Source organism: Exiguobacterium algae, from assembly GCF_018617875.1.
GTDB lineage: Bacteria > Bacillota > Bacilli > Exiguobacteriales > Exiguobacteriaceae > Exiguobacterium > Exiguobacterium algae.
This window is the reverse complement of sequence record NZ_JACSKZ010000004.1, coordinates 92,105-113,173: the sequence shown is the minus strand read 5'-3', so window position 1 is coordinate 113,173 and position 21,069 is coordinate 92,105. Positions and strand designations below refer to the sequence as shown.

General features: G+C 46.1%; 20 protein-coding genes, 2 tRNA genes, 1 riboswitch and 1 other annotated feature. Of the genes, 11 read left to right on the top strand and 11 right to left on the bottom strand.

Annotated features, from left to right (window positions below):
- Positions 1-109 precede the first annotated feature (109 nt).
- Positions 110-1,024 carry a hypothetical protein gene (locus KNP03_RS10695; RefSeq protein WP_214829155.1) on the bottom strand — a complete coding sequence of 305 codons (915 nt, stop codon included), beginning with the start codon at positions 1,022-1,024 and terminating at the stop codon, positions 110-112.
- 198 nt (positions 1,025-1,222) lie between these two features.
- Here KNP03_RS10695 and KNP03_RS10690 point away from each other — a divergent pair, with 198 nt between their 5' ends.
- From KNP03_RS10690 to KNP03_RS10680, 3 genes are all read left to right on the top strand, one after another.
- A complete protein-coding gene (locus KNP03_RS10690; protein ID WP_214829153.1) occupies positions 1,223-2,410 on the top strand; it encodes an LCP family protein in 1,188 nt (395 codons plus the stop codon).
- Between the two features lie 79 nt (positions 2,411-2,489).
- A complete protein-coding gene (locus KNP03_RS10685) occupies positions 2,490-3,194 on the top strand; it encodes an SDR family oxidoreductase (protein WP_214829151.1) in 705 nt (234 codons plus the stop codon).
- 22 nt (positions 3,195-3,216) lie between these two features.
- On the top strand, positions 3,217-3,435 hold the full coding sequence (locus KNP03_RS10680) for a PspC domain-containing protein (protein WP_214829149.1): 219 nt from the start codon (positions 3,217-3,219) through the stop codon (positions 3,433-3,435).
- A gap of 42 nt (positions 3,436-3,477) precedes the next feature.
- Here KNP03_RS10680 and KNP03_RS10675 read toward each other — a convergent pair whose 3' ends face one another.
- Entirely contained in the window at positions 3,478-4,332 is an 855-nt protein-coding gene (locus tag KNP03_RS10675) for an aldose 1-epimerase family protein (RefSeq protein ID WP_214829147.1), read from the bottom strand.
- 74 nt (positions 4,333-4,406) lie between these two features.
- Between KNP03_RS10675 and KNP03_RS10670 the strand changes: the two genes are divergently transcribed.
- Positions 4,407-4,976: a TlpA family protein disulfide reductase gene (locus tag KNP03_RS10670; protein WP_240544577.1), complete on the top strand. Its 570-nt coding sequence runs from the start codon at positions 4,407-4,409 to the stop codon at positions 4,974-4,976.
- 39 nt (positions 4,977-5,015) lie between these two features.
- On the opposite strand, the gene KNP03_RS10665 is transcribed toward KNP03_RS10670, so the two are convergent.
- From KNP03_RS10665 to KNP03_RS10640, 6 genes are all read right to left on the bottom strand, one after another.
- Positions 5,016-6,038: a DUF5667 domain-containing protein gene (locus KNP03_RS10665; RefSeq protein WP_214829143.1), complete on the bottom strand. Its 1,023-nt coding sequence runs from the start codon at positions 6,036-6,038 to the stop codon at positions 5,016-5,018.
- Positions 6,039-6,049: 11 nt separating this feature from the next.
- Entirely contained in the window at positions 6,050-6,547 is a 498-nt protein-coding gene (locus tag KNP03_RS10660) for a hypothetical protein (protein WP_214829141.1), read from the bottom strand.
- A gap of 57 nt (positions 6,548-6,604) precedes the next feature.
- Positions 6,605-6,690, bottom strand: a riboswitch (cyclic di-GMP riboswitch).
- 245 nt (positions 6,691-6,935) lie between these two features.
- A complete protein-coding gene (locus tag KNP03_RS10655) occupies positions 6,936-7,142 on the bottom strand; it encodes a DUF3006 domain-containing protein (protein ID WP_214829139.1) in 207 nt (68 codons plus the stop codon).
- Between the two features lie 406 nt (positions 7,143-7,548).
- Entirely contained in the window at positions 7,549-8,349 is an 801-nt protein-coding gene (locus tag KNP03_RS10650) for an MBL fold metallo-hydrolase (RefSeq protein ID WP_214829137.1), read from the bottom strand.
- Between the two features lie 173 nt (positions 8,350-8,522).
- Positions 8,523-8,596: transfer RNA gene (locus tag KNP03_RS10645), tRNA-Gly, on the bottom strand.
- Positions 8,597-8,615: 19 nt separating this feature from the next.
- Positions 8,616-8,689: transfer RNA gene (locus tag KNP03_RS10640), tRNA-Gly, on the bottom strand.
- 130 nt (positions 8,690-8,819) lie between these two features.
- Between KNP03_RS10640 and KNP03_RS10635 the strand changes: the two genes are divergently transcribed.
- The 3 genes from KNP03_RS10635 to KNP03_RS10625 are packed head-to-tail and all read left to right on the top strand — an operon-like array spanning position 8,820 to position 10,146.
- Positions 8,820-9,179 (top strand): hypothetical protein, encoded by a 360-nt coding sequence (locus tag KNP03_RS10635; RefSeq protein ID WP_214829135.1) that lies wholly within the window; start codon positions 8,820-8,822, stop codon positions 9,177-9,179.
- Positions 9,180-9,181: 2 nt separating this feature from the next.
- Positions 9,182-9,736 carry a hypothetical protein gene (locus KNP03_RS10630; protein ID WP_338082730.1) on the top strand — a complete coding sequence of 185 codons (555 nt, stop codon included), beginning with the start codon at positions 9,182-9,184 and terminating at the stop codon, positions 9,734-9,736.
- Positions 9,733-10,146, top strand: coding sequence for a DUF3805 domain-containing protein (locus KNP03_RS10625; protein WP_214829133.1), 414 nt, complete (start codon positions 9,733-9,735; stop codon positions 10,144-10,146). The genes KNP03_RS10630 and KNP03_RS10625 overlap by 4 nt, the downstream gene beginning before the upstream one ends.
- A 40-nt stretch (positions 10,147-10,186) precedes the next feature.
- On the opposite strand, the gene KNP03_RS10620 is transcribed toward KNP03_RS10625, so the two are convergent.
- From KNP03_RS10620 to KNP03_RS10610, 3 genes are all read right to left on the bottom strand, one after another.
- Positions 10,187-13,339: an SH3 domain-containing protein gene (locus KNP03_RS10620; protein WP_214829131.1), complete on the bottom strand. Its 3,153-nt coding sequence runs from the start codon at positions 13,337-13,339 to the stop codon at positions 10,187-10,189.
- A gap of 171 nt (positions 13,340-13,510) precedes the next feature.
- Positions 13,511-14,410, bottom strand: coding sequence for an alpha/beta fold hydrolase (locus KNP03_RS10615; protein WP_420827886.1), 900 nt, complete (start codon positions 14,408-14,410; stop codon positions 13,511-13,513).
- Positions 14,411-14,437: 27 nt separating this feature from the next.
- Complete coding sequence (locus tag KNP03_RS10610; RefSeq protein WP_214829127.1) at positions 14,438-16,123, bottom strand: formate--tetrahydrofolate ligase; 1,686 nt, start codon at positions 16,121-16,123, stop codon at positions 14,438-14,440.
- A gap of 241 nt (positions 16,124-16,364) precedes the next feature.
- Between KNP03_RS10610 and KNP03_RS10605 the strand changes: the two genes are divergently transcribed.
- From KNP03_RS10605 to KNP03_RS10590, 4 genes are all read left to right on the top strand, one after another.
- Positions 16,365-17,270 carry a carbohydrate ABC transporter permease gene (locus KNP03_RS10605; RefSeq protein WP_214829126.1) on the top strand — a complete coding sequence of 302 codons (906 nt, stop codon included), beginning with the start codon at positions 16,365-16,367 and terminating at the stop codon, positions 17,268-17,270.
- Positions 17,267-18,172, top strand: coding sequence for a carbohydrate ABC transporter permease (locus KNP03_RS10600; protein ID WP_214829125.1), 906 nt, complete (start codon positions 17,267-17,269; stop codon positions 18,170-18,172). Before KNP03_RS10605 ends, KNP03_RS10600 begins: the two co-directional genes overlap by 4 nt.
- 104 nt (positions 18,173-18,276) lie before the next feature.
- Positions 18,277-18,517, top strand: a binding site (T-box leader).
- A gap of 69 nt (positions 18,518-18,586) precedes the next feature.
- The gene (gene asnA / locus KNP03_RS10595; RefSeq protein WP_214829124.1) at positions 18,587-19,567 is read left to right on the top strand and encodes an aspartate--ammonia ligase; all 981 of its coding nucleotides are present in this window, start codon (positions 18,587-18,589) and stop codon (positions 19,565-19,567) included.
- A 160-nt stretch (positions 19,568-19,727) separates the two neighbouring features.
- Positions 19,728-21,020 carry an ABC transporter substrate-binding protein gene (locus KNP03_RS10590; RefSeq protein WP_214829123.1) on the top strand — a complete coding sequence of 431 codons (1,293 nt, stop codon included), beginning with the start codon at positions 19,728-19,730 and terminating at the stop codon, positions 21,018-21,020.
- The last annotated feature ends 49 nt before the right edge of the window (positions 21,021-21,069 follow it).

Sequence of the window (21,069 nt, the reverse complement as noted above, 5' to 3'; positions counted from 1 at the left end):
TCATGTATTGGAGCCAATCGACGACGTCGATTGGCTCCCTTTTTTTATGCTTCAGTCGACATCTTGTTTCTGAGTGAATCGGACGATATACGGTTTGAGACGGGAACCATTAAAACTGGATTCGTTTCTCTTTAGCGAGCCGCTTTAAGCGTTTCGTTTCATCTGAATGACCATGACTTTCCAAAAAGTCCACGTAGACTTTAAAGGGTTCAGACCGATGTGAAAAGAATGGAATGTACTCAGAGAAAAATTTCTGCTCCGCCTCTGTCAAATCACCTTGTTCAACGAGTAAGCGCAATTCTAACATTTTTAAGGCTTGATAGTTTTCAAGCGCCGCTTCATCCGTCTGTGACTTTTCAAGCATTCGTTCACATAAGCCCAACAGACGAAGATGTAAGATTTTACGTGTGGTTGGCGAGGTCGGTTCCATTAACAGCGTATCCAATAAATCGATTCGTGTAGAGTCGACGTCCTTTGGCACATGAAGAGCGGTGTAAAGTGAGCGGTCAATCCACACTTCATCCGTCGGAGCATCCAACTGGTAATAGTGGATCAGTTTTGCCAACATCTCCACTTGCGAAAGTTTCAACAGACGGAAGGGATCGCTCGTTGAGAACAACGGTTCTTCGCCGGCTGATGTCGAGAGGAGATAAAACATCTCTTCATACATCGTCCGGGCTTCCATACTATCTTCCGCATAGTGAGATAAATCGCGAATGATTTTTTTTGCATGGATATACCAGTTTTTCTGATCGCGTTCGCTCATGATTTGATTGGGTCGAAGATAGAGTTGGTCATAGGCGAGATCGACAAAACGTTCAGCGAGTGTGATGGTCTGTGAGAGCGAATGGCGTTCTTCTGACAATTTTTTCTCTTTATAGCGCAAGTACTGACCAATCATAAAATCAATATCGTGTTCTTCAATGGTTTGTTTAGGCATTTGACGATACATTTCAACGATTAAATCACGTAACGTGGCTTCGCCATACTGTTCTAACACCATGCGTAATTTCCCGATGCGCATCAGCTCTCTCCCCCTTTCTAAAACATCATTTATCATTGTTTTTGTATTTAGGCATACACCAATTATTATTCCTTTCCCCCTTTTCGTTTGAAACAACCCACGCAACTCATGCTTGAGGCGGATTTTTTGCAGAATCGTTGTCAGAATCGTGACGGTCCATGATAATAAAGAAAATCAGAAAAGTTGAGGTAATATGAGATGAAGGATGAACAAAAGCTTTCGCGTGTCGAACGAAAGAAACGTGAACAAGCGTTTGATCAAGAATATAAAGAAACATCAGAATCGGACGCTCCAGGAAACGAAGGTGATTCAGCTTTCGTGGAGGATGCTCCGTCAGAGGGTCCAGATGCATACCAATCGCCAGAAGGCACGATCGATCAAACCTCTGTCAGAAAAGAGTCCGATCAATACCGGAAGAAACGCGGGAACGCCCGGTCGTTGTTTCGCGGTCAAAGTGGAGGAAGAAAGCGTCCGAAACGAGAACAGCGTCCGGACCGGACTTCATCTGCCGCCAATAGAGGAGCAGAAGACCGAAAACCTGAAAAAGTGAAACGTCAGCGAAAATGGAAAGGAAAAGCGTTCATGCTGTTCCTCCTTTTATTCATTCTCGTCGGTTACTTGGCAACCTCGCCATTCACCTTCTTGGTGATGGGAAGTGACGCCCGTGTCGGGGAATCTTTGTCTGGATCGCGCACAGATTCTCTTCAATTGATGGAGTTTGTCCCACGGTCACGTACCGTTCAAAATGTATCGATTCCAAGAGATACGTACACGGCGATTCCTTGTGAACCGGAGCGGGAAGGAGACAAAATCACGCATGCGTTCGCCTATGGCGGGGCTGATTGTACAATCGGGGCTGTCGAAGGGTTAACGAATGCAACGATTGACGGTCAAGTTGTGATCACATTTGAATCCTTCATGGAACTCATTGATTTGATTGGAGGTGTCAATGTCACCGCGACGCACACGTTCAGCGAGAAAGGGTTCAATCAAACGTATGAGTATACAGAAGGTGTCTCTTACGCGATGGATGGAGATATGGCACTTGCTTATGCACGTCACCGGAAATCCGATACGGACGGAGCGCGGTCAAATCGTCAAACCGAGGTGATGACCGCCGTAGCTGAGAAGCTCGCAAGCCCCTCTGGATGGACTAAAATTCCAGCAACGTATCGTTTTATGAAAGAGGAGATGGGACTGGAGATGAACGTGCTACAGATGGCGTCTGTTGGGTTGACGATGATCATGAGTCCTGAAGTGAACAAGATGCAGGTTGAAGGACAAGATGCTTATATCAATAACGTGTACTATTATCAGCCGGCCGAAGAGAGTGTGAAAGAAATTCAAGATGCGCTCGATTTAACAATTTGGGGGACGACCAGATAATTTCGAGAAAAGGGTTTGAGGCGATGGCTAAAGAGGAATTTTAATCAAATGAACTACTCTTTTGAGGAGGGAAATTTGAATGAAAGTATTAGTCATTGGAGCAACAGGAAAGATCGGTAAACGTGTATTAAAAAGTTTAGCGAAAAATCATCAAGTGACCGCTTTAATTCGTTATCCTGAACTACAACCAGAGTATGAGAAAATGGGCGCACATGTGTTGACAGTTGATGTCGAAAAAGAACTGGAGAAAAAAATTCACGAGGCGACATCGGGGCAAGACGCTGTGATTATTGCTGCTACTGCAGGTGCGGATGGAACCAGTACGGAAATCGAACTGCTTGACCGCAATGTGGCCATGAAAGCAATTGATGCAGCGAAAAAAGAACGTGTACGCCACGTAGTACTTTTAAGTGCCTACGGTGCAGATCAACCGAACGCAGCACCGAAAGAACACTTTAATTTTTTGTCAGCAAACAATGCGGCTGATGAATACATCGAACATAGCGGTTTGAACTATACAATCATTTGTCCGGTGGCCATTGTCGATGAGTCAGGTAAAGGTTCGATTGAAGCGTCTGAAGACTTGAAAGACGCCGATGGGGCTACAATCTCAGAAACGGATGTTGCGACAGTCATTGCTGCAGCGCTTGACAACCGTGGATTATATGGTCGTCGAATCGAAATCAAATCAGGCAGTACGCCGATTAATGAAGCACTTGATTTTGAAGGACGTGGAGAGGTTGCGCAGGGTGGTAGAACGACATTGCGCCGACCACAACGATAATATAAGTTGAGGAGAAGATGATATGGAACGGAAGCTGTATAAAGACCCGTCCAATCAAATGATTGCCGGGGTATGTTCTGGTCTCGGACGTTATTTGGGGGTAGATGTAACCATCATGCGCTTGTTGTTTGTCGCGCTTGCCCTACTGGGTGGTCCGGGGATCTTAATCTATATTGTGCTCGCGATTATCATGAAAAAACCACCTTCAGAATATGAAGTGGAGCAAGAAGAGCGTTTCTAATAATAAATCGAAGGCTGGCCGACAAGAGTCGACCAGCCTTTTTCATGATTCGAGATAAAGTGTATAGGTGGATTCGAATGATTCTTTCGGGGGTAACAGCTGAATCCCTTCCTTTTGGGACAAATCTTTTCGATGTCCTTTGTAGTCTGCGTGGCCAAACCATGGTTCCAAACAAACAAAGGGGGCGTCTTTATGCGGTGGTGACCAGACTCCGAAATGGGTGAAACCGGGACTTTCCATCACGATTGCTTGTCCGGTCGGTTGATGACGGATCGCGGCATACTCGATATTCTCAAAAATTAACGCATCGTAGTCAAAAAGCGATCGTGTAAGAGGCAGGAACCGGCGTTCACCGAGTGGTTGATAGGCGCCTGTTAAATAGGGACCATCCAACAACAGACGATCGAGCGTACGTGTTTCTCCGAAATCAATGACATACTCCTCGAAATCACCGCCGGCAAATGGAACGTTGAAGGCAGGGTGACCACCGATGCTGAATGGTAAAGGAGACAGTCCTGAATTATAGACATGATAGGTCACGGTTAATTCTTCACCGACTAACCGGTATTCGACTGTCAATTTGAATGGGAAAGGATAGTGTGTGCGTGTTTCAGGTGTATCTTCAAGGATGAAACGGGCATGTGAATCTGAAATTGATTCGATTTCAAAAAATTCATCACGGGCAAATCCGTGTTGACTCATCGAATAAATCGAGCCTTCATAAAGGTAGCGGTCATCTAGTAATCGGCCGACGATAGGAAAGAGAATAGGGGCTTGTCGTCCCCAGTAGGTTGGATCGCCCTGCCACAATAGTTCGGTGTCCTTCACTTTCCAACTCGTCATCTCCGCCCCTTGAGCTTTTAACGTGATGCGTACGTGATCATTTTGAAGTTGCACAATTCATCCGCTCCTTTGACAAATGTGATAAGTTAAGTGTAGAAATCTTAAGTAAAACAAACAAGAGGTAAATGATGAATTTACAAAGAATCCTAATCAGTACGTTACTCCTGCTGTTCATAGCCGGCTTGGCATACAAAGGCTATGAAGAATATATGATGAGTTTGAAAACAGAACAAACGGCTTCTCAAGTGGAGAATGAGGATGTGTTGGGCGGTCTTGAAGTGGGGCGAAAAGCACCCGACTTTGAATTAGCGTCCATTGATGGGGAAGAAACCGCCTTGTCGCAATATAGAGGAGAGACGATTGTATTGAACTTTTGGGCATCCTGGTGCCCGCCGTGTCGTGAGGAGTTTCCGGAGCTGATTACATTTTCGGAAGAGGAAGGCATTCCGGTCCTCGGAGTAAATGTCACTAAAAACGAACGGCGTGGAGTGGAGGACGTAGAGGTGTTTTTAGAAGAAGTTCCGGCGTCGTTTCCGATATTATTAGACCGTACCGGCTCGGTTGAACAAACGTATAGAATTGTGGCGCTACCTACCACGTATGTGATTGATCGCGACGGGGTGATCGTGGCGAAACATACGGGACCAGTCGATGGGAAGTGGCTACGACAGCATACAGGAGAATCTTCTCAAGAATAAAAGGAGCCTGCCTCGTAGCAAGCTCCTTTTTTGAATGGATTAGTCGCGGTTCTTTTTATTTTCTTTTGATTCAGAGTTACCTTTTTTTCCGGCTTCACGAGCTTCTTGACGACGCTCTTTCTCGGCTTCACGAGCCTCTTCACGGCGTTGTTTCTCAGCTTCACGGGCTTCCTGACGACGCTCTTTCTCAGCTTCACGAGCTTCTTTTTGACGTTCTTTTTCAGCTTGTGCGGCTTGCTTTTCAGCCTCTGTCTTTTCTTCTTCGTCTTCAAGGTCTGCTTCTTCTGTAGTGGACGCTTCGTCCTCGAGTTCGACGTCTTCTTCAGTTACCGCATCCTCTGTGATTTCATCAGTATCGACTTCTTCAGTATCGACTTCTTCTGTATCCATGTCTTCTACTTCTGTCGTCTCAGCTGATTCTTCTGTTGTGGCTTCATCTGTTGTAGAATCTTCTTCTGTCATACGACCGTGTTTTTTGTAGCTTTTCGCGATCGCTTTCATTCCAGCTTCGAATTCTTCTTCTGTAATTTCGCCTGCAGCATATTGAGCTTTTAACTCTTCACGCTTCTCAGCACGTTCCATGATTCGCTCGAGTTGTTTAATGGCGTTTGAGATACCGAATTTCGTTTTATCAGAAAGTTGTTTGTGAGCCAACAATTTTTCTAAAACGAGGGCGTGCTTTTCGATGCTGTTCGAAAATTCTTTTTCGATTTCTTCAACTTCTTCAGCATCCTCTTCTTCTGAAGTGCTAGCCTCAGTCAAGTCTTCGTCGGCTTGCTCGGCACTTTCGTTTGCTTCTTCTAGCAATTCTTCTGCCGTTTCCACATCCCCGTTTTCAATGGCAACTTCAGATTCTTCAAGTCGTTCTGTCGCGTATTGGTCTTGTAAGATTGCGCGATCGCTAGCATCTTCTGTCAACTCATATTCGATTTCTTCCATCATTCTCGTTGTATCATAAAGTTCTGAATCAGGGCTAATGACCGTTTCGGCCTCTTCTGCGAAAGCATGGCCTCCGACGAACATACTCGTTCCTAATACTAAAGTGACTAGTTCTTTTTTCATTCAAAACACTCCTATTCGTTTTTAAATTCCACATGGTTCAGTAGACTGTCTATGTAAGGTGTAACTTCTTCGTGCGTCGAAGCAGGGGACATAAAAATCATAAGAGCGTGTTTACGTCCATTGTTCGTTTTGAAATATACATCTGTTTGAACTGCATTCTCTAATGTTGATTTGAAAGAAAAGGTATGGTCGGATTCCTCGATTACTTCAATGTCACCAGTACTTGCACGTAACTCATCTTTGATCATGGTAAACGTTTTTTCAGGTGTAACCGTTGTAATGAGGGCATTTAATTTTTCAGGGTGACTCAGTTTGATATTTAGGTTTTTCGTAACATTCTCCGAATCGAACTGCCATTCAGAATTTTCGTAAATGGTGATTCCGTTTGATTCGTTTGTATACATAGCTACTCGGTTTTCTTGTGGCAAGCTAGTTTGGGTGTCCTCTCCACATCCTGCGAGTAATGTACTTGTGAGCAACAAAAGTACATAAGTCAATAAATGGCGCACTTGTTTCCTCCTTTCTTCAAAAAAAGTACACCTCCGTCAACAAGGAGATGTACTTGTAACGGTAACTGGCTGGCGTGGACAGGTTGTCTTTAGCCCCTATAGCTTTGCGTCGCTACTTTTCAGTAGGTTTGCCATGATCGATTGTAAATGACTCAACGAGGAGTACGTGAATAGCGATTGCTCGACTAAAGTGTAACAAAAATATTTTTCATTCACCTATTTTTAAAATGAAAAAGCATCCAATGTAACGGATGAAAGTCGAACACGTGGTTACATAGTCATGATTGCGAGTTTCTATATTTCGAACGTCCTATGTGATCGTTTACATGTTGAGATTTGTATAGCAGGAACATAAAAAATTCCTTGCCCGACATTTCGGGCAAGGAATTTAACTTTTATAGTGCTGTTTAATCAGCGCATCAAAGTTAGGTGTCATGTCTTCTTCGAGGTAATAATGATGATTATCTCGAACAATTGTATCACCAACACGTGCTTCGGATGGCAGGAACCGTCGAGGGATAAAACTTGAGCCGTTATTCCATCTCAATACGGCATATTTACCCTCGATCCTTACCAATGTACCGTACTTAATCATGCCTCTTCCTCCTCGGCGAACAGCTTTCTGTCTCTTTTTATCCTTACTGAGTGTATTCCCACATTCCACAAAACGTACACATGTTTAAACGAGTAAGGAGTTTGTAGAGAATATCGGAAGGAATATCAATGTGTTTAGTAGATTAAAATGTGAAAAAAGATTGAAGAAAACGCTTTCTTTTTTTAAATTACTCTTCTATAATGAAATCACGGGGTGATTATGACGAAACTGTGAACAATGGGGGTATGGTCAATGTTTTCTTCAGCAATGATTGGATTGTTAGCTCTTACAGGGATAACAGTCTATGGAGTTGACCGTATGTTCACGGTCCGCTCAGAACGCGTCACAAAGAAATAGGTTTACATAGGGGGAAATCGCAACGTCTTGGGGAGACGTTGCGATTTTTTTAATAGTCTTGTTGTCTAGCTTGACGATCCGCCTCTTGTTGCTCGACCATTTTGCGATTCCGCTCATGAACGCGGTCAAAAAAATCGTGTTCCGGCCAAGATGGGGACCATAGACGTTCGTGTGGGAGAGCGAGGATGTATTCTTCTGCCTCACTAAGACGCTTGATCATATCGCTTCGGTTATCACAGAGGTCCCCATGACCTGGAATGAACCATCGGATTTCGTACTCGTATATGGCGGTCTGGAGAGTTTGCAAGGACCGAAGATAAGCTGCCGAATCATGTTCAATGAAAGGCGGTTCAATATTTGAACCGTAATCTCCGCAAATTAATAGATGCATCGGCTCAATCATTAACGACATGTGTGTGGCATCGTGACCAGGTGTCAGGAAAAATGTGATGGGAACCGAACCGATTTCGAGCGTCTCCTCTTGTTGGATGACGAGATCGATTGATGGTTTCCGTATCGGGCGATTGATGTAATACTGCTCGTAGAACTTTTGGATTTCATCCAATTGTTCGGATGAGTCCTGTTCAACGAATGCTTTTGAGGCGATGGTTGTTGCGTCAGGGAAAGCATATGCACCGATGATATGATCGAAATGATGGTGGGTATAAATGACATATAACTCTTTATTTTCGCGTTTCAATTCGATATCACGCCGGATTGTAGCGACTTCTTCAGGTAGCCAGTTTGGATCGATTAGAATGAGACAGTCGTCAGCTTCAATTAATGTAGAGGTCGTTCGCATCAAGGCGCTTTCGTAGATGGTGAAAGACTGTAGTTTCGCTTGAATCACCGTTATTCCTCCTCGGATTGTCATCTGTATCATTCTTTCTTTTCCCGATTATGTTTTGAATAATCATTATGGTGCGAAACAAAAAAAGCAGAAAGTCGATTGACTTTCTGCTTTTGCAAGGTTCAAACCATGCGATTTATGTGTGCGAGACCGCCTCGCGTATATGTCGATATTGGAGCGGGTGAAGGGAATCGAACCCTCGTCATCAGCTTGGAAGGCTGAGGTTTTACCATTAAACTACACCCGCATTGAGTGAATAAAATAATTGGAGCGGGTGAAGGGAATCGAACCCTCGTCATCAGCTTGGAAGGCTGAGGTTTTACCATTAAACTACACCCGCGAAACGTTTAACGTTACGGTAATATAATAGCATATGCGATACGAATTGCAAACCCTTTTTTGAAAAAACTTTTTTTATTGCGAAGTCGCCACTGAAACGAAGATAATAGAAAAAAGGAGAGAAATCAAGTATGAGTGAACGTAAATCTTATTTAAAACTGCTGGGCGAAGGATTTCAAATGATGAAACAGTCCAAACAAACAGAATCGACGATCGCTCTCCGGGGATGGACTTTTTCAATCAAACAAGATCAGGGATGGTTCGTGATTCTACGGGCAAAGCGGATCAAGTGGATCGGATTACCGAACGATACGTTCCAAATTGAAAAAACACTAGTGAAAATTGGTGACCTTCAACTGACTCGTCATGAAGAAACGAACGAGGTACGTTTGACCATTGATGAAGAATGGGGATTGGAAAGTAAGATTGTTTGTGACAATCTAGAATGGGGAAAGTTCATCGATGCACTTAAACAAGTGAAGGGGGAGTAATCGTGAGTGAGGAGAGGCTATATCGACTGGAAGCCGAAGCGCGTGGGAGCGCATGGCGAGCTCGTGTATTGACAGGTATACAGCGTTTTCGGTTTTATAAAGGCGAATTGCTCGCACCTAAAGACCGGCCATATGTCGTTCTCAGCATTTCCCAAGATGAAAGTTCGTTACCGGACGTGCTCGAAACCGATATGGGGATTTTATTGATCCATGAGCGGGTTGGACCGATTTTTATGAAATTATGTCCTTACGATATCCAGCTTGTTCGTGTTGAACTTCACACGAGTACGGGAAAGACAGACCGTTACTGTGCCCTGAACGTATTACGCCGCTTTGAAATTGAACACCTTGAACATTCAAACGAGTATCGTCCGATCAATTCGGAACGGCTCTACTTTTTATCCAATCAGACGGTCCAAATGAATTTATATGGCCATATGATTGCTCAAGATTTAAATAGCCAGCGCTTTTATGTGACCGAGCGAATGAAAGTAGCGCTTCAAGGTCGGATGGTGACTGGTTTGTCATTTAAGCAAGTAAAGGAGAAGACAGCATGAAAGATTACGAAATCGACGGGTGGTTCCGTTTGTCCTACCCCGAGCACTACGAATACAGTGAGGAAGAAGACTATGTGAGTTTTTATTCTACGGAGTCGGACGCACAAGGTACCCTCCAAATTTCGATTTATGAGGCAGAGGAAGCTCAAGCTCCTCGAGATGCAGCTTTACAGGAGTTGAATACCTTTTTGGGTGAATTCCCGATTGATGTGAAAGTCGCCCCGAGTGTGACGGATGAGTCGGGAAATATGACGACGGCTTACGCGAGCGGCATTGAGGACGACATGCATTTAGACGTCTGGTCGCTTACGGACGGGACGCGCTTGTTGTTCTTGACGTATGTAGCGGACCAGGTGACGAATGAGAAAGTAGAAATCGAAGCCATGATTGATTCAATCGAATGGGTATAAAAAGAGACACGACGCCAGAGTGGCGCGTGTCTCTTTTCGATTACTGATACTTCGGTACATCGAAGTGGAGCGTGTAAGCATCAAGAAGTTGATAGACATCATAAATTTGTTTCGTTTGGAGAGCAGCCCATGCGATATTCGTCGCATATTGATGGGTTCCAGGAGCAGCTGGGTTAAACCGCATTTTATACAGCGTATTTTGTTTGTATGTTGAGTGGTTGATGTAGCTTGCACCAATCCAATACGCACCGCCGATGACGGCTTGTTTCGGTGAGAACCATCCTTGTTGGAATGCGTATTTTGCACCTTGTCCGAGCGGATCGCTGTCGACAGCCTGAATGCCGTACATATTATAGACCGTTGCTGCGACTTCTCGTTCCGGATAGATACGATTTCCATAAATGTTGATCAAGGCGTTTCCATCTTTGTCGACCGGTACGCCTGATGCGAGAAGAGACGTTCCGTTCCCGGTCTCATGGAGAGCATGTGACAATAAATACACTTCATTGATCCCATACTGTTTACCTGCATCTACAAATGCCTGTCCGAGACCGCTGAGTGATCCTTTTGACGTGAGCATTTTATTCAGGATCGTCGCCGTCGTACCCGCACTCTTCGATAAGTCTAAGAACTGATAGAACGAACGGGAGTTTGGATCGATTCGACTCGGATCCACATACGTCAGGATTTCTTCAGGAGACGCAAGTCGCCATTGGTAGTCATAAATTTGTCTACTGTAGCCTGCCGGACGCTTGTAGTAAACCGTGTAATAGTTCCCGTCCTGTCCGGTAATTTTCACTTGCTCACCTGGATTGATTAGTCCATACACGTGAGATGATAAGAGAGGCTTGCTTAAAATTTCAGCAGTTCCCATAACTGAACTGAATGTGACATAGCCGGTCATCGTGCCATATTTAACTTTATACCAAGAGCCTGAGCGAGACACGTAAGATACGGTACCCCCGGAAGGAACGGTTATAAGCGTTGCGGCACTTGAAGAAGCTGACATTTTTAATGCGGTGCCTAACCCGGAGACGACCTTTAGCTCCGGTTTGACGATTGTTCCAGTCTCGCCGCTGACCGATACCCAAGCCCGTGGCAAGTAGGCAGGATCGTACAGATGAAAGTCTGTTTGAGCAAATTCGGCCTCTTGTCGATCTGCCATCGCCTGTACCGTCATCGGATAACTTGTATAGTTCACGACTTTTGTGATTTCTGTGGCCGGAGGCGTCGTCGGAACGGTTACAGTGTAGCCTAGATGAATGTAGTTTCCGGCGTAAGTTCCGCTCGTCAACAGTCCCCAAGCCGAACCGATGATCGGTTTCACGTTGACCAGTGTTCCGGTATCGAGGGATCCGACCTTGTTTGTTGTTAATATTTCTGGCGTTGAACGAACGTTGAGCGGACCGCCCCCGTCTACTTCTATTCTTACCTGACGTTCGGTATCATACCGTTCGCTCGGCGGTTGCGTTTTCGAGAAGTACTCTGCCGTTGCATAACCTGTGAAAGTGCCATACTCAATTTTAAAGAGTGTGCTCGATAAACCGTATTCGGATACTTGTACAACTTTCGTGCCGTAAGGAATGACAGCGATTTTTGCTTTGTTCGCATCAGAACGGTCATAGAGAACGATGTCTCGTGTAGCGTAATAGTCTGATCGTACGATGACATCCGGATTTTTGAGCGAGAAGTGACTTGAACCTGCGTAGCCTGTCTTTCCGTCATATTTCACTTTAAACCATGAATCGGCCAATCCGCTTTGTGAGATTTGCTCGACTTTCGCACCGAACGGGATCGTATCGATTTTCGTCGCCCCTGCGGCAGAAGAATCGTACATCGCCACGTTCGTCGTCGCGTAATATGGTGTGATGGTGATCACCTCTGGTGGGGTGGTCGAGAAGTGGCGTGAGCCGGCATAACCCGTTTTCCCATTGTATTTTACTTTGAACCATGAATCGGATAACCCGCTTTGTGAGATTTGCTCGACTTTTGCGCCGAGTGGAATCGTCTCGATTTTTGTTGCTCCGGAAGCGGATGAGTCATACATTGCCACATTTGTTGATGCATAATACGGTGTCACCGTAATCACCTCAGGCGGATTTGTGGAGAAGTGGCGAGCAGCCGCGTAACCGGTAAGTCCATCATATTCAATTTTAAACCAAGAATCCGACAGGTTACTGTCAGAGATTTGCGAGACTTTCGTGCCTTCTTTAATCGTACGCAGACGTGCTGCACCAGATGCTGAAGACTCGTACATGACTAAATCTCGAACCGCGTAGTATGTCGTCTTGACTACAGTTTCCGGTTTTGTCGTAGAGAAGTTTCGGGCCGAAGCATAACCTGTGATGTTTCCGTATTGAACTTTGAACCACGAGGTAGCCAGCCCGTTCACATAAATGCGTTGTACCTGGGCGCCGAGTGGGATCGTGGCAATTTTCGTAGCGCCCGTGCCGGAACGATCATAAAGCGCGGCGTTTCGAGTCGCATAATAAGCTGTCGTTGCTTGAGCAGTTAACAAAGTACTCGAAAAATTGCGGGCCGGCGCATAACCGACGAGAGAACCATATTCGATTTTAAACCAAGAACCGGTTGCGCCTAATGAATCTAAATACGTCACTTTTGCACCAGCGGGGATGGTAGCGATTTTTGAAGCGCCTGTCCCGGTCTGGTCGTAAAGGACAGAGGTATCTTTCGCATAAAATGAAGTACTGATTGAATTGAAGTAGCGAGCGGCGACATAGCCGGTGTAGGTGCCATAAGTCACTTTAAACCAAGAATCCGTCGCCCCGTGTGCAGAGACGAATGTCACAATTGCATCTTCTGGTACGACCGTCACTACTGACGATGTAGTTGACATAGATGACCGTAAATTGACGTCAGTGTCCGCGACGTAAAGCTCTACTGATGGTGTAGTCGTATCGACAGTCAAGTAAGTCGAAGAGACGTAGCGTTTTTGTCCCTCGAATTCAATTTGCGCCCAATCGTCATTGACCGAATAAACGTCAACTGTTGTCCCTTCCGTTAACTTTCCGACGATGTCTGAAGTTGTAGAAGTATCTGAACGAACGTTTAGGATGGGCGTGTTCACCGTTCCTGCATATGTTGCTGCGTATGATTGGATGGGGGCAAGTGTGCTTAAAATCGTACTGGATACAAGAGCCGCCACACCGAATCGTGAGAGTGTGTGTTTCAATATGTTACCCCTTTCGGTTGCTTCAATGTTTGAGAAATAATGATTGCGGTCTAAGTATAACTTACTTAAAAAATGGAAAGAAGAAGAAGATTTTCAAAAGAGGTAAATGGTTGAGCGGTCTGTATGAAAATGGCAAAATAAAAACCTCCTTTAAAAAGGAGGTTAGACCATTTATTGGTTTGAAGTTTGTTCGAGCCACAATGAGATATCAGCCCATACCTGTTCACGCTGCTCTTCGCGCAATACTTCATGTCTCGCACCATCATATGAAGAGACGCAGATCTCTACATCGGCGGCCTGGTATTTTTTGATGATGCCCTTTAGCCGTTCCCCGTCAAAAATAACAGGGTCTTCCGCACCGACGACAAACAAAATCGGGACCTCTCTCGGGTGCTCGTGAATGCGGGCGGACGTGGTGACGTCGAGCGAAGCTTTCGTCACTTCATACAAATAGCCGAGGGTAGGAAGGCCGCCGCAATGCTGATCTGTTAGATAGGCGTCGACTTCTTCGGGAGAGCTGGAAATCCAATCGCTGCTCGTCCTTGCCGGCAGGAACTTCAGATTGTATCGACCGAACAAAAGACGTTCGAATAATTTTGAGCGATGGGTGCTGCCTTTTCGTTTCAATGCGGTGGAAATGGCGGAATGTCCTAACAAGCCGGCTACTCCGGAATGGGGAGGGGGCGAGACGGCGATGACCCCCGCCAGAACTTGTCCCATCACTTGTCCGAGGCGACGGGCAAGCAACGATCCGAAGCTGTGACCAAGCACGAACGTCGGTAGCTCGTCTTGAAACTGATTTATGAAATACTGGGCATCCTCGACCATTTGTTGAAACCCTTCTTCAGGCTCGAGGTGACCGTAATAGTCTTGCTCGTGAGAGGCCGGACCTGCCCCTCTCAAGTCGCAGGCATACACGTTAAATCCATTTTCTGTAAGAAAATGAGCGAATTCAATATATCTTCGATAATGTTCCAACATCCCGTGAAACAGGAATATATTCCCTATCGGATGTTCAGCCCTCATGAACATTACATCTGTCTCGTACCCATCCGGATAAATCAGTTTCATTTCATCCACGAACATTCCCTCCAATGTTTAAAAGAGTCCAATCGCCTTTCCGGTCGTATCAATCCCCATGTTCAAGGCAGCCGGTTGCTTTGGCAAGCCTGGCATGGTTAAAACATTTCCGGTTAGGGCGACAAGGAATCCGGCACCGACAGACGGTTTCAACTCACGGACTGTGATCGTGAATCCTTGTTGATAACCGAATTTAGTCGGATCATCAGATAATGAGAATGGTGTTTTCGCCATACAAATCGGCAGATCCGCCCAGCCGTTTGCCTGAATATCTTTCATTTGTTTCTTCGCCTTTGGAGTGAAGTTTACATCGGCAGCTCCATATACTTCGCGCGCGATCGTTGTAATTTTTTGCTCAATCGTGTCCGTCAACTCATAAAGTGGTGTCAACTGACTTTCGTTTGACTCGACCGCATCGATGACGGCTTCAGCCAGGCTTTGTCCCCCGAGTCCGCCGCTTGCCCAGACTTCGCTGAGGGAGGCGCGGATTTTGTTTGAGGCACACCAATTGAGGACGGTAGACAATTCTTCTTCTGTATCTGAGTTGAAGCGGTTCAATGCGACAACAGTCGGAAGACCGAGTTTTTTCATCGTGTCAACGTGTTTGGCTAGTAATTTAAGCCCCTCTGTTACCGCTTCGATGTCTTCCACATGGAGCTTGTCTTTCGGAACGCCGCCGTGCATTTTTAATGCTCGCACTGTCGCAACCAGTACAACCGCATCAGGATTTAACTCCCCGACACGTGACTTGATGTGACAGAATTTCTCAGCCCCGAGATCTGCCCCAAAACCAGCTTCGGTGACGACATATTCCCCGAGCTTCAATGCGGTTTTCGTCGCAATCAACGAGTTACAACCGTGGGCGATGTTCGCAAATGGTCCCCCGTGGACAAGCGCAGGAGTCTGCTCGAGTGTTTGAACGAGGTTCGGTTTGAACGCTTCTTTCAACAAGAGGGTCGCTGCGCCGGCTGCTCCGATTTGTTCAGCGGTGATCGGTTCGTTTTGATGGTCATAGGCCACGACGATACGCTTGATCCGCTCCTCGAGGTCCGACAACGAATCGGCGAGACAAAGGATCGCCATAATTTCAGATGCGACCGTGATATCAAAGCCATCTTCACGAGGGATGCCGTGCGCGGTGCCACCGAGGCCGACCGTTACATGGCGCAAGGCGCGGTCATTCAAATCAAGCACGCGTTTCCAAACGATCCGGCGCACATCAATCCCTAAATCATTGCCTTGATGAAGGTGATTGTCTAACATCGCACTGATCGTGTTGTGGGCCGACGTGATGGCATGCATATCACCAGTAAAATGCAGGTTGATGTCTTCCATCGGCAGCACTTGACTGAACCCGCCGCCAGCCGCTCCACCTTTTAATCCCATGGTCGGGCCGAGGGATGGCTCACGTAGACAGACGATTGCTTGTTTGTTCAGTTGGTTCAAAGCTTGTCCAAGCCCTACAGTAACTGTCGATTTTCCTTCTCCAGCCGGGGTCGGATTGATCGCGGTGACGAGAACGAGCTTTCCGTCTTCGTTTGTTTTGACCCGTTCGAGTACGTCAAAAGAAAGTTTGGCTTTGTACTTTCCGTAAAGGTCAAGGTCCTCTTCCTGTAGTCCGAGTTTTTCTCCGATTTGTTTGATTGGTAATGTTTCCGCTTGTTGGGCAATCGTTAGGTCGGATAATGGCTTCGTTGTCGTCATGCAAAAGTCCCTCCATTTTCGAACATTTTTTGTCTAATGTATTCTTTTGTTCGCTTTTTCTGGTCGAAAGAGTGTAGAAATAACCATTGTGTGCCACTCGTTCGTATTGTCATTGAGTTTATCATAACGCATGACCGAGAAGAATTCATTAATTCAGTTCAATATTTTCCACCCTTTCCGTCAAATGTATCCGTTTTCATTTAAGGTCGGAACCGATACATTGATAGTGGAGGCGATATACATGACAGAAACATCAAAACGAAAATCGCGTAGACGCAATTGGAGAAAACCAGCGAGCTTTATCGCGTTTGTAGGTCCTGCGTTATTAGCGTTCATCGTAATTGTACTCATTCCGTTCTTTAATGGGATTTACTACAGTTTCACCGACTGGAATGGGGTAACTCAAAAGTTGAACTTTGTTGGATTCGACAATTATCATCGATTACTATTCGAAGACGAACAGTTCCGTGATTCGTTCTGGATCACGACGAAATATACGATCGTATCCGTGCTGCTGACGAATATCGTCGGATTCTCACTGGCACTACTGTTGACGTTAAACATTAAGACGCGAAATATGTTGCGCACCATTTTCTTCATGCCGAACTTGATCGGCGGATTGATCCTCGGATTCATTTGGCAATTCATTTACGTGAAAGGCTTCGCATCCATCGGAGCACTGACAGGATGGAGTCTATTTGAATTACCCTGGCTCGGGGACGCACAAACGGCTTTTTGGGGAATTGTCATCGTGGCGATTTGGCAAGGTGGGGGATATGTCATGGTCATCTATATTGCCGCACTGCAAAACGTACCGACCGACTTGATGGAGGCTGCTCGCATCGATGGGGCGAACCGGTTGAAGATGCTTCGTCATATCACGCTGCCGATGATCATGCCGTCGATTACGATTTGTCTGTTCCTGACGATTTCATGGTCGTTCAAAGTGTTTGATACGAACCTTTCGCTTACGAACGGCGGACCGTTTAAATCGACGGAAATGCTGGCGCTTAACATTTACACAGAATCGTTCGTGAATAATAACTATGGTCTCGGATCGGCGAAGGCGGTCATCTTCTTCCTCGTCGTGGCCGCAATCACAGTCACGCAAGTATATGTCACGAAAAAACGGGAGGTGGAAGCATGACGACGGAAAAAATTGAACGTCTCGAATCTAAAATAGACGAGACACCGAACAACGTCCTTCCTCAAAAACCGTTACGGCACGGTCGTTATTCAGCGAATCTCGGACTTGTGGAACTCGTCGCCATTTTACTTGGGTTACTCTACCTCGTGCCATTCTATTATGTCGTCGTCAACTCGTTCAAATCGATGGCAGAAATCTTTACGAATACGTCCGCCTTACCGAATGAATGGTTGACGTCAAATTATACGGAAGCGTGGGAGGCGATGAACTTCGGTCGCGTCTTCCTGAACTCGCTCCTGATCACTGCCGGAGCGAACATCGTCATCGTCATCTTCACCTCGATGGCGGCATGGAAATTGGTTCGGACGAAGCATTGGGTGTCGACACTGATTTTCTTCTTGTTCGTCGCAGCGATGGTCATCCCGTTCCAATCGATCATGATTCCGCTCGTCCGGGTGGCAGGTGATATTGGTCTTATGAACAGCCATTGGGGCTTGATCATCATGTATCTCGGATTCGGATCGGGGATTTCGGTTTTCCTTTACCACGGGTTTATGAAGTCGATCCCTGAAGAGATTGAAGAGGCGGCCATCATCGATGGATGCTCGACATGGGGTGTGTTTTGGCGCATCGTCTTCCCGCTCTTAAAACCGATCACGGTGACCATCGTCATCTTGAACAGCCTTTGGATTTGGAATGACTTCCTGCTCCCATCGCTCGTCCTGCGAGATATCGAACTGCGCACGATTCCGCTCGCGACGTTCTATTTCTTTGGGCAATACACGAAACAATGGGATTTGGCGTTAGCTGGTTTAGTGCTTGGAATCGTCCCGCTTCTGGTCTTCTTCTTCGGTATGCAAAAGCATATCATCAAAGGGATCACGAGCGGTTCGATCAAATAACCCTTCCCAAGGGAATCCTCCGTACGCTACACGGAGGATTATTTTTTTGAAAAAAACCGTTGACAATAGTCTGAAAATTTTTAATAATGAATTCAATTCAATTGTGAACGACGTCGAAAGGACGAGTACACGAAGGAAGTGAGCCAAGCGATCCGGGGGTGGTGGGAGCCCGGTCTTAACCCTTCGTCGAAAAACTTCCTGGAGTCGCTACCCGAACGCTTTGCCAGTAGACGTAGCCGGACCGCTCCCCGTTATCGGAGTTACGAGATGATTGTCTCGAAAAAGTGAGTAGATTCGTCTACTAATTTGGGTGGCACCGCGGAACCGAAGTCTTCCGTCCCATGTTCGATGGGAATGGAGGGCTTTTTTTCATGGCTTCATTTTCAAATATTCCACAATTGGAGGAAACGGAAAATGACAACAGCAACAAGCACGATGAAAGAAAGACAGCAAACAATCGCAGCGGTAAAAGCATTATTTGAGGACAAGTTCAGCACCAAGCTCGAACTTACCCAGGTTCAAGCCCCACTCTTCGTGGAGTCGGCGAGCGGTGTGAACGACCATTTGAACGGTGTCGAGCGCATCATCCAGTTCGACACGATGTACCCGGGACATGAACTTGAAATCGTTCAATCCCTTGCCAAATGGAAACGGGAAGCACTCGGACGTTATGACTTTGGTGTAGGTGAAGGTTTATATACGCAAATGCGTGCGATTCGCAGGGATGAAGAGTTGGATGCGACGCACTCACTGTTTGTCGATCAATGGGATTGGGAGCGTGTCATCGCGCGTGAAGATCGAACAATCGATTATTTGAAAACAACGGTTCGCTCGATCTATGAGGCGATCCGGGAAACTGAATCGGCTGTCGAAGCATCATTCGGGATCAAAGCCATGTTACCGCCGACGATTCATTTCATCACGAGCCAGGAACTCGAGGATAGCTATCCGGCCCTGACGCCGAAAGAACGTGAGCATGCAATCTGTAAAGAGTATGGCGCGGTCTTCATCTCACAGATCGGGGACTTGCTCGCCTCGGGAATGAAGCATGATGGGCGTGCGGCGGACTACGATGACTGGTCGCTCAACGGAGATATTCTCGTCTGGCATCCAGCATTGGAAACGGCGTTTGAGCTCTCATCGATGGGGATCCGTGTCGATGAAACAGCGCTTGAAGAACAGTTGATCAAAGCAGGTGCTGAAGAGAAACGGGCGTATCCTTTCCACAAAGCGATTTTAGAGGGCAAGCTGCCTCTCACAATTGGTGGCGGAATCGGTGAGTCCCGTATGGCAATGTACTTACTCCGTGCGCGTCATATCGGTGAAGTTCAAACATCCGTATGGCCAGAGGCGGTCATGCAGGCGTGTGAGGAGGCTGGAATCAGCTTGTTGTAATACTATATAGAAGAAACGCGAGCAGGACCCTAAACTACGGGTCCTGTTTTTCTGTGCAACATTTTCCACCCTATTCGTCAATTTTGACACCTACATGATGGAAGCGTTTTCATTTAAAGTGAAACTGTAATGAATGGATCAGATCAAGGGAGGAAATGAAATGAAACGGAAGTGGAAATTAGCTACAGCTGTTATGACAGCGGGGATGGTCTTATCTTTAGCAGCTTGCGGAGGCGGGTCACTGACAGATGAAGGGTCGTCTGACGGAAACTCAAACAACGACGACAAAAAAGACGTGACATTGAACGTCTTCCAATTCAAAGCGGAGATCGCAAAAGATCTTGAAGCGATGGCGAAAGAATATGAGGAAGAAACAGGCGTCAAAGTGACAGTGCAAACAGTCGGCGGTGGAGCGGACTATGGTGCGGCTCTTAAATCGCAATTCGCTTCAGGCAATGAACCGGATATCTTCAACAACGGTGGTTTCACGGAAGCCCAAACTTGGAAAGATAAGTTGGAAGATTTGTCAGACGAGAAATGGGTTGGTGACTTAACTGAGGTCGCAAAAGAACCGATGACGATGGATGGCAAATTGTATGGTATGCCGATGAACCTTGAAGGTTACGGCTTCATTTACAACAAAGCGTTATTCGAAAAAGCAGGAATCAGTGAATTGCCGAAAACATTGTCTGAGTTGACGGATGCGGCTGAGAAATTGGATAAAGCCGGAATCACACCATTCTCTGTCGGTTACGCAGAGTTCTGGATTCTCGGTATCCACTTGTTGAACATCCCGATGGCACAGCAGGACGATCCGGATGCGTTCATTCAAGCATTGAATGAAAACAAAGCGAAGTTTGAAGACAACGAACAATTCCAAGACTTCTTGAAATTATTCGATTTGACAATCAAGTATGGAAACAAAAACCCGTTGACGACGGACTACAATACACAAGTCACACAGTTTGCTCAAGGTGAGACAGCGATGCTCCAGCAAGGAAACTGGGCACAGCAAATGATCCTCGACGTGAACCCGGATATGGAGATGGGCTTCGTTCCAATCCCAATCAACGACGACAAAGAAAAAATGGATCGCCTCCCTGTAGGGGTTCCGAACAACTGGGTCGTGAACAAAAACTCGAAGTATAAAGAAGAAGCAAAAGACTTCTTAGAGTGGATGGCGACATCTGACACTGGGAAAGACTACATGGTGAACAAGTTCAAGTTCATCCCTGCATTCAAGTCGATCGAAGCAAACGATCTCGGACCACTTGCTGAAGACATCTTGGCTTATTCGAACGAAGGCAAGACAATCTCTTGGAACTGGTTCAAGTATCCAGATGGAGCGGTTAACGAATACGGTGCATTAATGCAAGCCTATGTCGGCAACCAAAAAACAGGTGAAGAAATGCTTCAGGACTTCACAAAAGTATGGCAGGATAAAGCGAAATAATCGATACACAAGTGGCGAAACGACCCCTTCGCCACTTGTGTTTTTTTTA

Excerpts from the sequence above, each read along its gene's own strand:
- KNP03_RS10695 (WP_214829155.1), bottom strand. The coding sequence starts at position 1,024 with ATGCGCATCGGGAAATTACGCATGGTGTTAGAACAGTATGGCGAAGCC.
- KNP03_RS10690 (WP_214829153.1), top strand. The coding sequence starts at position 1,223 with ATGAAGGATGAACAAAAGCTTTCGCGTGTCGAACGAAAGAAACGTGAA.
- KNP03_RS10685 (WP_214829151.1), top strand. The coding sequence starts at position 2,490 with ATGAAAGTATTAGTCATTGGAGCAACAGGAAAGATCGGTAAACGTGTA.
- KNP03_RS10680 (WP_214829149.1), top strand. The coding sequence starts at position 3,217 with ATGGAACGGAAGCTGTATAAAGACCCGTCCAATCAAATGATTGCCGGG.
- KNP03_RS10670 (WP_240544577.1), top strand. The coding sequence starts at position 4,407 with ATGAATTTACAAAGAATCCTAATCAGTACGTTACTCCTGCTGTTCATA.
- KNP03_RS10665 (WP_214829143.1), bottom strand. The coding sequence starts at position 6,038 with ATGAAAAAAGAACTAGTCACTTTAGTATTAGGAACGAGTATGTTCGTC.
- KNP03_RS10655 (WP_214829139.1), bottom strand. The coding sequence starts at position 7,142 with ATGATTAAGTACGGTACATTGGTAAGGATCGAGGGTAAATATGCCGTA.
- KNP03_RS10635 (WP_214829135.1), top strand. The coding sequence starts at position 8,820 with ATGAGTGAACGTAAATCTTATTTAAAACTGCTGGGCGAAGGATTTCAA.
- KNP03_RS10625 (WP_214829133.1), top strand. The coding sequence starts at position 9,733 with ATGAAAGATTACGAAATCGACGGGTGGTTCCGTTTGTCCTACCCCGAG.
- KNP03_RS10615 (WP_420827886.1), bottom strand. The coding sequence starts at position 14,410 with ATGAAACTGATTTATCCGGATGGGTACGAGACAGATGTAATGTTCATG.
- KNP03_RS10610 (WP_214829127.1), bottom strand. The coding sequence starts at position 16,123 with ATGACGACAACGAAGCCATTATCCGACCTAACGATTGCCCAACAAGCG.
- KNP03_RS10605 (WP_214829126.1), top strand. The coding sequence starts at position 16,365 with ATGACAGAAACATCAAAACGAAAATCGCGTAGACGCAATTGGAGAAAA.
- KNP03_RS10600 (WP_214829125.1), top strand. The coding sequence starts at position 17,267 with ATGACGACGGAAAAAATTGAACGTCTCGAATCTAAAATAGACGAGACA.
- asnA (WP_214829124.1), top strand. The coding sequence starts at position 18,587 with ATGACAACAGCAACAAGCACGATGAAAGAAAGACAGCAAACAATCGCA.
- KNP03_RS10590 (WP_214829123.1), top strand. The coding sequence starts at position 19,728 with ATGAAACGGAAGTGGAAATTAGCTACAGCTGTTATGACAGCGGGGATG.